Source organism: Anaerobiospirillum sp. NML120448 (assembly GCF_023050945.1).
In the GTDB taxonomy this organism is placed as follows: domain Bacteria; phylum Pseudomonadota; class Gammaproteobacteria; order Enterobacterales; family Succinivibrionaceae; genus Anaerobiospirillum.
Genome location: NZ_JALKIM010000004.1, coordinates 85,257 through 97,744, shown reverse-complemented (window position 1 = coordinate 97,744; position 12,488 = coordinate 85,257). Strand labels below are relative to the sequence as shown.

At 40.5% G+C, this 12,488-nt stretch carries 10 protein-coding genes and 2 rRNA genes; 5 read left to right on the top strand and 7 right to left on the bottom strand.

The window, feature by feature from the left end:
* A 23S ribosomal RNA gene (locus MXE38_RS01650) occupies window positions 1-1,158 on the top strand; the annotation flags it as partial.
* Window positions 1,159-1,251: 93 nt separating this feature from the next.
* Window positions 1,252-1,367: ribosomal RNA gene (rrf, locus tag MXE38_RS01645) — 5S ribosomal RNA — on the top strand.
* Window positions 1,368-1,502: 135 nt separating this feature from the next.
* Here the strand turns inward: rrf and MXE38_RS01640 are convergent.
* Window positions 1,503-1,748, bottom strand: coding sequence for a hypothetical protein (locus MXE38_RS01640; protein WP_246910439.1), 246 nt, complete (start codon window positions 1,746-1,748; stop codon window positions 1,503-1,505).
* A gap of 126 nt (window positions 1,749-1,874) precedes the next feature.
* Between MXE38_RS01640 and MXE38_RS01635 the strand changes: the two genes are divergently transcribed.
* Window positions 1,875-2,408: an NUDIX domain-containing protein gene (locus tag MXE38_RS01635; protein WP_246910437.1), complete on the top strand. Its 534-nt coding sequence runs from the start codon at window positions 1,875-1,877 to the stop codon at window positions 2,406-2,408.
* 216 nt (window positions 2,409-2,624) lie between these two features.
* Here the strand turns inward: MXE38_RS01635 and lysC are convergent, their stop codons facing one another.
* The 5 genes from lysC to MXE38_RS01610 form a co-directional block, all read right to left on the bottom strand.
* Entirely contained in the window at window positions 2,625-3,989 is a 1,365-nt protein-coding gene (gene lysC, locus MXE38_RS01630) for a lysine-sensitive aspartokinase 3 (protein WP_246910434.1), read from the bottom strand.
* Window positions 3,990-4,405: 416 nt separating this feature from the next.
* Window positions 4,406-5,779: a nucleotide 5'-monophosphate nucleosidase PpnN gene (ppnN, locus tag MXE38_RS01625; protein ID WP_246910431.1), complete on the bottom strand. Its 1,374-nt coding sequence runs from the start codon at window positions 5,777-5,779 to the stop codon at window positions 4,406-4,408.
* A 267-nt stretch (window positions 5,780-6,046) separates the two neighbouring features.
* Entirely contained in the window at window positions 6,047-6,871 is an 825-nt protein-coding gene (queF, locus tag MXE38_RS01620) for an NADPH-dependent 7-cyano-7-deazaguanine reductase QueF (protein ID WP_246910428.1), read from the bottom strand.
* Between the two features lie 66 nt (window positions 6,872-6,937).
* The gene (locus tag MXE38_RS01615; protein WP_246910425.1) at window positions 6,938-7,708 is read right to left on the bottom strand and encodes a 16S rRNA (uracil(1498)-N(3))-methyltransferase; all 771 of its coding nucleotides are present in this window, start codon (window positions 7,706-7,708) and stop codon (window positions 6,938-6,940) included.
* 17 nt (window positions 7,709-7,725) lie between these two features.
* Window positions 7,726-8,568: an endonuclease gene (locus MXE38_RS01610; RefSeq protein ID WP_246910423.1), complete on the bottom strand. Its 843-nt coding sequence runs from the start codon at window positions 8,566-8,568 to the stop codon at window positions 7,726-7,728.
* A gap of 265 nt (window positions 8,569-8,833) precedes the next feature.
* Between MXE38_RS01610 and MXE38_RS01605 the strand changes: the two genes are divergently transcribed.
* Both MXE38_RS01605 and MXE38_RS01600 read left to right on the top strand, forming a co-directional pair.
* Window positions 8,834-9,682: a DUF5718 family protein gene (locus tag MXE38_RS01605; RefSeq protein ID WP_246910421.1), complete on the top strand. Its 849-nt coding sequence runs from the start codon at window positions 8,834-8,836 to the stop codon at window positions 9,680-9,682.
* Window positions 9,683-10,135: 453 nt separating this feature from the next.
* Window positions 10,136-10,942: a transposase gene (locus tag MXE38_RS01600; protein WP_246910419.1), complete on the top strand. Its 807-nt coding sequence runs from the start codon at window positions 10,136-10,138 to the stop codon at window positions 10,940-10,942.
* 103 nt (window positions 10,943-11,045) lie between these two features.
* On the opposite strand, the gene metK is transcribed toward MXE38_RS01600, so the two are convergent.
* A complete protein-coding gene (gene metK / locus MXE38_RS01595) occupies window positions 11,046-12,194 on the bottom strand; it encodes a methionine adenosyltransferase (protein WP_246910417.1) in 1,149 nt (382 codons plus the stop codon).
* Window positions 12,195-12,488 lie beyond the last annotated feature (294 nt).

Sequence of the window (12,488 nt, the reverse complement as noted above, 5' to 3'; positions counted from 1 at the left end):
AGAGCTAGGAGCAGCCGCAGTGAAATGGTGGCTGGGACTGTTTAACAAAAACACAGCACTCTGCAAACCTGAAAGGGGAAGTATAGGGTGTGACACCTGCCCGGTGCTGGAAGGTTAAATGATGGGGTTAGGCGCAAGCTGAAGCTCCTGAGTGAAGCCCCAGTAAACGGCGGCCGTAACTATAACGGTCCTAAGGTAGCGAAATTCCTTGTCAGGTAAGTTCTGACCTGCACGAATGGTGTAACCATGGCCACGCTGTCTCCACCTGAGACCCAGTGAAATCGAAATCGCTGTGAAGATGCAGTGTACCCGCGGCTAGACGGAAAGACCCCGTGAACCTTTACTGCAGCTTGACACTGAACTTTGAACATGTTTGTGCAGGATAGGCGGGAGACATCGAAGCAAGAGCGCCAGCTCATGTGGAGTCGTCCTTGAAATACCGCCCTGACCTGTTTGAAGTTCTAACTCGACAAAGACCTTGAAGAGGACAGTGTCTGGTGGGCAGTTTGACTGGGGCGGTCTCCTCCTAAAGGGTAACGGAGGAGCACGAAGGTCAGCTGATTACGGTCGGACATCGTAAGGTCAGTGCAATGGCATAAGCTGGCTTGACTGCGAGAGCAACAACTCGAGCAGGTGCGAAAGCAGGTCATAGTGATCCGGTGGTTCTGTATGGAAAGGCCATCGCTCAACGGATAAAAGGTACTCTGGGGATAACAGGCTGATACCGCCCAAGAGTTCATATCGACGGCGGTGTTTGGCACCTCGATGTCGGCTCATCACATCCTGGGGCTGAAGTTGGTCCCAAGGGTATGGCTGTTCGCCATTTAAAGTGGTACGCGAGCTGGGTTCAAAACGTCGTGAGACAGTTTGGTCCCTATCTACCGCGGGCGTGGGATAATTGAGAGGGATTGCTCCTAGTACGAGAGGACCGGAGTGAACGAACCGCTGGTTTACGGGTTGTCATGCCAATGGCACCGCCCGGCAGCCAAGTTCGGAACTGATAACCGCTGAAAGCATCTAAGTGGGAAGCAGGCCTCAAGATGAGTTATCCGAGTTAAATCATAAGGGCCGTTGAAGACTACGACGTTGATAGGTTGGATGTGGAAGCGCAGTGATGCGTGAAGCTAGCCAATACTAATGACCCGAAAGCTTGACCATACAACCCCGAAAGGTTTAAGGCAAAGGTTAAGACCATTAAGTTAGCAAGAGTTAAATAAGCTAAAGTCTAAGACATTTTTAATTACCGATTTGCTTGGCGACCATAGTGCTATAGACCCACCTGTCCCCATTCCGAACACAGAAGTGAAATGTAGTCACGCCGATGGTAGTGCAACGTACGATTGTGCGAGAGTAGGTCATCGCCAGGCTTAATTTTTCTAAGACAAGGCCCCTTGAGAAAAACTCAAGGGGCCTTGTTGCATTTGTACAGATCAAAAAATTGCGCTATTAAAAAGCCCTATTAAGCTCTTGTTAGAACATTAATAGGGCTGTTTTGGTTAGTTTTAATAGTGAGGTGGTGGGGTTTCTTCACTTAAAGGTCTAACAGCATCTGGCTGATCTTGCATTGACGCTAAATATTTAATCTGGCGTTCAACTTTATCAACACGTAATAGCATGTCATCAAGATATTTGCTATTAGCATCTAAACTATCTTCCAGCCAAGCGATACGCTCTTGCATAAGCTCGTTATCTTTTTGCAGCTGATCTATCTGGGCTCTTAATTGCTGGTTTTCTTCTTCTAAGTTCATTTGGGACTCAAAACATCCTAGATTTTTGACATAAATGTGCCTGTAAAGTGCATCATAGCCCCTTATAAGCTTTGTGGTGTATTATCATCTATATTGATTTTTGTTTAAAGAGCAAGGAGCTTTTATATGGCTAAAAAGGAAATGGTCGATATTGTTAATCGTGACGATGAAGTAGTTGATACCGTACCTCGTGCCGTCATGAGAGCCAATCATTTACCTCATCGTTCCACTTATGTAGTAGTAATGGATAATAGTGGCCGTATTTTAGTTGAGTTAAGAACTTTAACTAAGGATTATGCTCCTGGTGTATTTGATGCTTGCGTAGGTGGTGTAGTGCAAAGTGGTGAAGATATTGATCACAGTGCTAAACGTGAGCTTTTTGAAGAAGTAGGTATTGATGTAGATAGCAATCATAGCCTTAAGTTTACTAAACTTGGCAAGCTGTGTATTCCTTATGCTATTAGTGATGGCTTTGTGATGGCTCAATTGTATTTATGCCAAGGTGATTGCATTACTAGCAGACAGCCAAGTGAAGTTAGTGGCATTATGATGCTTAGCTATCAAGAGTTATTAGCTCTAAAAGATCAGTGTGCTCGTGATAGTTTTATTGCTTTTGAGGAAATTTACAAAAGAGCCCAAGAGCTAAAGCTTATTGTCTAAGCCCCCTATGATTAACCATGGCTTGCCTGAGCATCTTTAGCGTAGGCTAAAGCTCACAGGCTAAGGCCCATACCCTCGGCCAAGACCATGGCCAAAGGCCTATGGCATAAAGGCCGTAGGTCTTAGCCTGGCTGTGGGCCTGGGCGGGGTAATATGAAAAAGGCGCATGCTCATGTGAGCAATGCGCCTTATTAAATTATGTCTGATATCAGTTAATTATTTTTGGCTCTCAAGTAAGCTTTGGTGGAGGTGAGTTAGAACCTCAACGGCCTCATTTTCGCCTACTAAGAAACAAAGATTATGGCTGGAAGCTCCATAACAAATCATGCGTACAGCATAGTTGTCAATGGAGGAGAATACCTCTGAGGTGATATGAGAGGTACGTGACATGTTATTGCCAATTACTGCTACTAAAGCTAAGCCGCTTTCTACCTTTACGTGGCAGAACTCACGGAGCTCGTGGAAGAGAGCCTCAGGAATATTAGAAAGACCAGAGGTTTGAGAGCCTGCATCTAAAGTAATAGCAATAGAAACTTCGGAGGTAGAAACAAGATCTACAGAGAGCTTGTATTTAGCAAAGATGCTAAATACTTCGGCTAAGAAGCCAGTTGCACCAACCATCTTTGGAGATGAAAGCACAATTAAAGTTTGGTTCTTACGTAAAGCCACTGCTCTAAAAGAAGGAGAGTAATCAGTAGTTGGACGAACCCAAGTACCGCCCTTTTCTGGCTCCTTGCTAGAACCAACATAAACAGGAATACCACATCTTACAGCAGGAACTAAAGTAGATGGGTGCAAGATCTTAGCGCCAAAAGTTGCCATCTCAGCAGCTTCAAGATAAGTAAGCTCGCTAATTGGCATAGCTTGTGGTACTAAACGTGGATCGGTGGTATAAACACCTGGCACGTCAGTCCAAATAGAAATAGTTTTAGCGTGGCAGGCCTCGCCTAATAAAGCAGCAGAGTAGTCAGAGCCACCACGACCTAAAGTAGTGGTTTGACCGCTAGAGTCGGCACCAATGAAGCCCTGAGTTACAACAATAGTATCTTCCTTATCTAAGATAGGTTGTAAAAGCTGCTTAGATAAAGTGGAAATAACCTCAACTAAAGCTACGGCCTTACCATAAGTAGAGTCGGTACGCATTACTTGGCGAACATCAAAGCACTCTGCCTTAAAGCCTTGTTGCTTAAAGATTTCGGTAATGAGGTAAGAGGACATAAGCTCGCCATGGGATACTAAGCGATCAGTGATCATGTCAGTACGGGTCATGGTTGCCTGAACAGCAAGATCGCGTACTACACTTAAGTATTCATTGATTACGGCTTCATGCTTGGCGCTATCAGGTAATTTGTCAAAAATAGCTTTATGAATTGCAAAAATCTGAGCAATAATTTCTTCACGTTTAGTAGTGTCGTGAGCGCCAGAGGCTAACTCTACTAAAAGATTGGTAACGCCAGCACAAGCGCTGACAACAACAAGTTTAGTGTTAGGGTTTTGAGTAACCACTTGTACACACTTGCTCATGGCCTCATAGTTAGCAACAGAGGTACCACCAAATTTTGCGATATCAAGATTTTGCATAGCTATTTCTTATTACTTCTAACAATGATAAAGGAGATTTGCCATATCATTTAACATAGGCTTTAAAGTCCCGTGTTGTAAACATGGATAATGTAAGTTTTAATTTATATTAGGCGGCCATAAATAAGCTTGCAAGAGTTAAAAAATTGCGCACTTTAATTGCGCAAATTTATCGTAATAGCCAATATATGCTGAAAATTGGTAAGACTAACTAAAATTATTTGATAAATAGCTTATTTGTAGCGGCTTAGTTACCTAACTTGTAACTATAAAAAGCACCAAAAATGTGCTCTGTTGAGAATGGACTTTTTGGAATGTTTTAAAAAGGTGCAAAAAAATTAGCTTTAGATCTCATTTTTTCTGTTAGCGAGAACATACAAAGCGAAAAAAGCCCCTAATTTAGGGGCTTAAATATATTAATCTTTGGCATCTAGTTCATAGCAAGGAACATAATCTTTTTGTGAAAGTAAAATACGTCCTTGATTGATAAAGTCAGTCATGAGTTTACCTAAGTAATCAATCATTTCCTTATCGCCATGAAGCTTGAATGGGCCTTTTTCATTTACTTGCTTTATACCGTATTCTTTAACATTACCAGAAACGATACCTGAGAAAGCACGACGTAAATTAGCGGCTAATAAATAAGGCTCTTGATCTTTAGAAAGGTTAAGAGCAGCCATGCTTTCGTGGCTAACTTTGAAAGGCTCTTGTAGCTCTTTTGGAATATATAAAGACCAGTTGTAGCAATAAGACTCGTGAATCAAAGTACGATGAGCATGAATGGTCTTTAAGCCCTCAGCAACTTGCTCTGCAACTTTCTTTTCATCACCAATGATAATTTGATAATGGCGACGAATATCTGGGCCAAAGCAATGTACTAAGAAATCATCAATGGCATCAAAATAGTCTTTGTTATTTTCGTTACCAGTAAGAATGATTGGAATAGGGTTGTGTCTATTTTCGTGGCATAACTTAATACCAAGAATATAGAGTAATTCCTCTGCTGTGCCTGGGCCTCCTGGGAAAACAATCAGTACATGGCCTAAACGGACAAAGGCCTCTAGTCTCTTTTCAATATCAGGCATAATTACCAAGTTAGAGACAAAAGGATTTGGCGGCTCAGCAGCGATAATGGATGGCTCAGTAAGACCAATACGATCGCAATTTTGGGCATTATCTTGCAGCGCATGACCCTCAAGAGAGCCTCTCATTGGAGCTTCCATAATGCCTGGGCCACAACCAGTGCAAATATCAATGCCTCTAAGACCTAAAGCCTTACCTACTTTATAGGCATATTTATATTCGTAATCAGAAATAGAGTGTCCGCCCCAACATACAGCAATATTAGGGTTGTTATCAGCTTTTACTGCCTCTGCGGCACGTAAAATATGGAAGATCTCATTGGTGATAATGCAACCTCTATTGCTATCGCATAATAGAGCATTAACATCTTGGGTTACTGATCCTATTTGTACGATATCACGTAACACTGAGTAAAGATGCTTTTGTAAGGTTTTAATAACCTTACCATCAACAATAGCTGACTCAGGAGGGTTAATTAACTCAAGCTTTAAACCACGCTCATTGCGAACAACATCAATCTCAAAAGTTTGATAGTTATCTAAGAGCTCTTTTGAGTTATCAGTTAGGTTGCCACTGTTTAAAACAGCTAAAGAGCAGTTGCGGTATAAGTCATAAAGCTCACCTTGAGACTTAAGCGAGATACGATCGGCTTCAAGCTGTGTGAGTAAAGCCATTGAGCCTGACGGCCATACAACTTGTATTCCCATATTCACCTACTTACTGCCACATATGACAGGAAACAATCAGAGATATACCATGCTAAGAGATTAATTATGTTGTTGATGCTCAAGTGTGAGAACAAGGAGACTCTTAGCTCAAAATTACATCTTATCCTAGGTTTATTAGCCTAAAGTGACAAATTGGTTAAAGGTGTAAGAAATTTTCAGCTTTATATTAAAAGATGTGAGCTGAGGCATAAAAAGAAAAGCTCTAGCTCCGCTAGAGCTTTCTTTGCCTAAGGTAAAGATATTACTTTATTGTCTTGGGGTACGGATAGGATCATCAAACATATTGGCATTGGATCTTACAGGGGAAATATCAATACCACCACGTCGAGTAAAGCAAGCTGTTACAGTTAACTCATCTGGCTTGAGAATATTATGAATATCAGTAAAGATTTGCTCTACGCATTGCTCATGAAAGCCTTGATGGCGACGATAGGAAACCAAGTAGGCTAGTAAAGAAACATGGTCAATCTTGGGGCCAACATAGCTAACTTCAACGCTGGCGTAATCTGGTTGTCCAGTAACAGGGCAACGTGATCTAAAGATATTAGTATTTAAGCTTTCACTAATACGTGGGCCATTTTCCATGAGTTTTAATAGTTGAGGGCAGACCTCAAAGTTTTTAAATTTAAACTCTTTAGCTGCACTCTCATTTTCAAGCAGTGGGCTATCAAAACCAATTATAGGCATAGAGCGGGTAGCAATAGGGAAAATCTTAACCTCAACATCGCAGACCAACATCTCTTTTAAATCTTTAGCGATCACAGTTCTAACCTCATCATTAGAACTAAAGATAGTTTGGCTAAAAGATCCCAAATAGAGCTTTAAACTCTTAGACTCGATAATAAAAGCTGAGGTGCATGGTACTTTGATGGTAGCCATGCAGCATTGTGGAAGACCATTAGGATTTAAGTAGGTAAGTTCATAAATACGCCACAAATCATATCCTTGAAAAGGAGCAGGAGTAAAAGAGCTGCGTCCTTTAATACGAGGAATAGGGTATAAAATGGAAGGATTGTATTCCTCACAATAAGTGGTTTCTTTGCCCAGTAATATTTCTTTTTGGCTAGTCACGGTAATTTCCTAACAATATGCTTGTTGTGTAAATTAGTGTAATTCTAATACTAAAATTATTAAATATTACAGATCGCCAAGAGCAGATCCTAAAATAGCTAGACTTACTAAAGCTGTTGTTTCCGTTCTTAAAATACGAGGGCCTAAAGTAACGCCAACAAAACCGCTATTTTTAGTAAGCTCAACCTCGTCAGCGCTAAAGCCACCTTCAGGGCCAATTAAAATACGGTATTTACCTGTTTTAGGTAGTTCACTTAATTTATATTGAGCTCTAGGATCTAAAGTAATGTTTAAAAAACCGTCTTGGTCGGTGCACAAATTAGAGTCAGGTGCAGTGCAAGTACTGTTATGACTTTGTAAAAAAGAGCTTAAAGAGCAGAGCGCTTCAACTTTAGGCACCACATTACGACCGCATTGCTCACATGCTGCAATAGCAATCTTTTGATAGCTTTCAATTTTCTTAGCGGCACGCTCAGCATCAAGCTTTACTCCGCAGCGCTCTGATGTTAGCGGGATAATTTTACTAATACCCAGCTCTACAGCTTTTTGAATAGTAAAATCCATGCGATCCCCACGACTGATAACTTGTAGTAACTCTACTTGAATAGGGCTTTCTACATTACGCTCTAGCTTTTGAGTTAAACGAACTTGGGTCTTTTTGCCTACTTGAGTTAGCTGTGCTAAATACTCATTACCTCGGCCATCAAAAAGTTGTATTTGATCGCCTACTTTAAAACGTAGTACTTTGCTGACATGGTTAGCACCAAATTCATCTAGTATTAGCTCAGAGCCTTCACTATCAGGCATATTAGCATCATAAATTCTAGGGATACGCATGGCTGTTCCTTTGTTAGCTATTTGTTTAGTACTTTTTTGTATAACTCTTGTGCGTAGTCGTCGCTATGGTTAACCTTATATGGGGTAGGAATGAGATTAGAACTATCGCCATTGCCAGTTAACTTACAACTTTCGCTAATGAATCTATTGTAGTTACCTTGAGCTTTTTTAATCAGCTCATTACGGTCACACTCAAAAGGTGTGGCTGGGTGCTGTTTATTCCAAGCTTCATAGAGCTTGCGCTGAGCAGGTGCCAGGCGGATATTATATTGCTCGGCCATATACAAATGAGCACGAGCTATAGGGCCCATAGCATCTTTTGGTGGTTGAGCCTTTTTGCCTTTAAAATCAACTACCATTTGGCATTGACCATATTGAGTAGGCTTAGCACCCATATCAGTAAATTGGAAATTGCCACGATCGCCATTAACCTCACCTACAGCTGGGTAAAGGTTGTGTAGATCGCCTTCCATTTCATCAAACAAGCTATTATCGCCACAGTTTTTACGGCCACCTTCTTGCCAGCACTTAAGCTGGTGGCCAAATTCCCAGGCACTCATGACATGCTCAACTTCAATACGTTGAGCTCTTTTAAGGTTCTTACGAGCCTCATAGCCGCAGCTATCTAAATCTACAGACCAACGAACATTTTTGCCGCTGCCCTTATAACTAAGCTCACAACCGCAATAGATGGTTGAAGTATAACCATATTTTTGCTGTAGCTCGTAGTAAATGGAAGGCAGAATCTTTTTAGCTTTGCTAAAAGATTCAACTGCTTGGGCGCTAGGGCTTATCATGATAGAAGATAGTGCTAAAGCACTACTAAGTACAGTTAAGGTTTTTTTCCATGAAGACAACATCAATCTTTCCCTCTGATTATCAGTATAGGTTTTAATTCCTTATTATATGATGCTAAGTCCAGTGTTCCTATAGTCGTGAAAGCTTATGCTTCACTGGGATTAAGTCTTAATAATTTTGCTCACCTTAGATTAGATAAAGTGTTTAGCTAGATCACAAGGCACAATCAATAATTATGCTAAGATAGAAAAGTTGATCATCTCAAAGAGTTAGTAGCAAAGTGAGTCTTTGAGAGTGTTTTATTGTCTTTAGTGGAGTTGGCTTAGTATGCTGATTGATTTAAAGAAAATTGCTTGTTTTGGTGTGGCTGGAAACTTTACTGGACATTTAGAGCAGGCTGGTGAAGATAAAGATTTTACTAAGGTAAAAACTGCTGAGGCCAATGCTCCAAAAGCCGTGTTCCCAACTTATATTCCTGAGATTGGTGCTCACACTCCAGAGTTCTTAGGCACTTTCCCTTTTGATGATTACTCTATTATCTTCCCAGAGGGTGAAGAAAAATTACAAATTGAGCCAGAGTGCGCTATTGTATTTGATGTAGAGTGGACTTCTGATAAAGTTACCGCTCTTCATCCTGTAGTTTTTGGTGCTGCTAACGACTGTTCTATTCGTAAGCAAGGCGCTACTAAGATCAGCCAAAAGAAAAACTGGGGTCCAGCAAGTAAGGGCTTTGCTAGCAACTACTTAAAGGTTGATAACCTTAGTGAAGGCTGTATTTTAGATCGTTATCGTATTGCTTCTTTCTTAGTGCGTGATGGTAAGGTATATCCATATGGTGAGGATAGTGCAGTAAAAGACTACTCTTACTTCTATGAGAAGCTTATTGCTTGGTTAATTGATCGTCTTAACAATCAAAAAGACGAAGGCCCTGCTGAGAATATTAACCTCTATTTAAATGAAGCTAATCGTCCAACTAGAATTTTAGTATCTGTAGGTGCTACTCGTTATACTGAATATGGTCAGACTAACTTCTTACAAGTAGGTGATGATGCTTTAGTGGTGGTATACCCTGGTGATGTTTATTCACAAGAGGAAATTATTCACCGTGCTGAGCGTGATAACCTCGAAGAAGACGATATTTCTGTACTTCGTCAAGAAATTATTATTCGCAACTAGACAGATTTAGCTTCTACCATATAAGCCTAATCGTGTTACAATAACATATCGACAAAATTCAAATAGATCAAACTCTTGAGTTTCTTGCAGCAAAATAAGGAGCCGCAAGCAAAGCCCAAGAGTTTTTTTTTGCTTAAAAAAGCTGATGTGAGTATAAGTGCTACTTTAAAAGCGCTTATTATATGGCTAAGCTCAAAGCTAAGCGCATAGCTAAGTTCGTAGTCGTCAGCACTATTAAAGTTGTGAAACTGAAAGTATAAGCCTAAGAGATATTACTAGAGGGCTTACTCCATGCTTATTTAAGGTAGGGGCAAGGTTATCTAAAAGCTAAGCTCAGATGGTAAGCTTAATAGGGGCTTACTTGGGCTTATTTTGGCTAATAGTTTTGTAAATTTATTACAGGAGTAGTCTGTTTAATTCAGATCTGTAAGATTGGATTGAGCAGCCCAAATAATGGTTAATATTAATATCCAAAACAGTAAGAAAGTAGCGTTTGAATGTATTAAGCATTATGAGGACAACTCCTCAACCTACTTTCAAGATTTGATAAGACAAGCTCTTGGAAAATTCTATAATCTATTACTCAATGCTGAGTTTATTGCCCATATTGGCTATGAAAAGTCTGCTAGTACGGCCAAAGAAAGTAGTAATAGACGTAATGGTTTTATTCACAAGAAGGTCAAAAGTTCATTTGGTATTTTAGAAATTATGGTACCACGTGATCGTGATGGCTCTTTCGAACCTATTTCAGTAAGAAAGCACTCTCGTGCTGTGAGCAGTACTGAGAGTAAAGTATTTTCTATGTTTGCTCAGGGTATGACTCAGGCTAATGTTGAGTTGTGTTTGCAAAAGATGTTTGGCTATGAGTTGCCTGCTCAAAGTGTACACCTTATCCAAGAGCAAGTACTGTCCAGCATTAAAGATATGGGCGTAAGCACGCTTAAAAGTGAATATGCTTTTGTTAGCATCAATAAGCTTGATTTTACTGTGGTAAAAGAGATTAATGCTAATGAGTGTGATCTATCTTTATACGTAGTTTTGGGTGTGGATGAACAAGGAAATAAAGATATCTTGCATATCTTTTTAAGCCCTCCTTACAAAAAGAAAAGCTCTTTAGATATTTTGAAAAATCTCCAGGCACGTGGAGTCAAAAATATCGTAGTGATTATGTCTTTAGGTATTGGTTTAAATACCGAGGACTTGGAGCAAGTCTTTCCTTACACTAGTCTTTACTTATCTAATGTAGCTCCTAAATTTTAATAAAGCCCAAATAAATAAGGCAAGGCTCTGAGGAGGCCTTGCCTTATCGGGTCTAAAATGAGGGGAGACCCTAATTAGCTAAATTATTGGGTGCGGGCGCTAATTAGCTTAAAGCAGCTAATAAGTCGTCTACCTTATTGGTTTGCTCCCATGGGAAGCAATCACGGCCAAAGTGACCATAAGCTGCAGTAGGCTGATAGATTGGACGCTCTAAATCAAGCATCTTAATTAAGCCATATGGACGTAGATCAAAGACCTCATTAACAATATTAGAGATCTTCTCGTCAGCTACAGTGCCAGTACCAAAGGTATTAACAGAAATGGATACTGGCTTAGCTACACCAATAGCGTAAGATACTTGAATCTCACACTCACGAGCAAGCTTAGCAGCAACAATATTCTTTGCTACATAACGAGCAGCATAAGCAGCGGAACGATCTACCTTAGATGGATCCTTACCAGAGAAAGCACCACCACCGTGACGAGCAGCACCACCATAAGTATCAACGATAATCTTACGGCCAGTTAAACCACAGTCACCTACTGGGCCACCAATAACAAAGCGACCAGTTGGGTTAATAAAATACTTAGTATTTTCAGTTAAGTACTTAGCAGGAATAACACGCTTAATGATTTCTTCTTGAACACCAGCTACTACAGTGCTTAAAGATACATCAGGGGAGTGCTGAGTAGAGAGTACTACAGTATCAACGTGGCTAATAGAGCCATCATCATTGTAAGCAAAAGTTACCTGGCTCTTAGCGTCTGGACGTAACCAAGGAAGTACGCCAAGACGACGAACTTCTGACTGTCTCTTTACTAATAAGTGAGCATAGGTAATAGCAGCAGGCATTAATACCGCAGTCTCATCGCAAGCATAACCGAACATTAAGCCCTGATCACCAGCGCCCTGATCTTCTGGGTTTTGACGATCAACACCTTGGTTAATATCTGGAGATTGCTTGCCTAAAGCATTTAAGAATGCACAGTAATTGCCATCAAAGCCTACTTCAGTAGAGTTGTAGCCAATATCGCATACAGTCTTACGAACCACAGCCTCTAAATCAACATTGGCCTTAGTAGTTACTTCACCAGCGATTACAACCATACCAGTCTTAACTAAGGTCTCACAGGCAACACGTGCCTTGTGGTCTTGAGCTAAGATAGCATCTAAAATTGCATCAGAGATTTGATCGGCAACTTTATCTGGATGTCCCTCAGAAACGGATTCAGATGTAAAGAGTCGTGACATGATTTCCCTCCTAAACGATGTCAGAAAATTGTGAGAAAGTCCTTAAAGCTTTAAGGAAAACAAAAAAATAAACTTTAAAGACCAAGTTCCAACCATTAAAACTAGCTTTCTATCCTTGTGAGGCATCTCGAGGCAGGCCAAGATCCCCCAGCATTGTTAGCAATAAAGCCCTAAATTATTAGTGCTTGATCAAGGATGAAGACTAAGAATCAATAGTTGCAACAATTAAGAAAATAGAGATGTTTAGATAGCAACATACTTGCAACTAAATAAGCTTAATTGGCTCAATTAAGA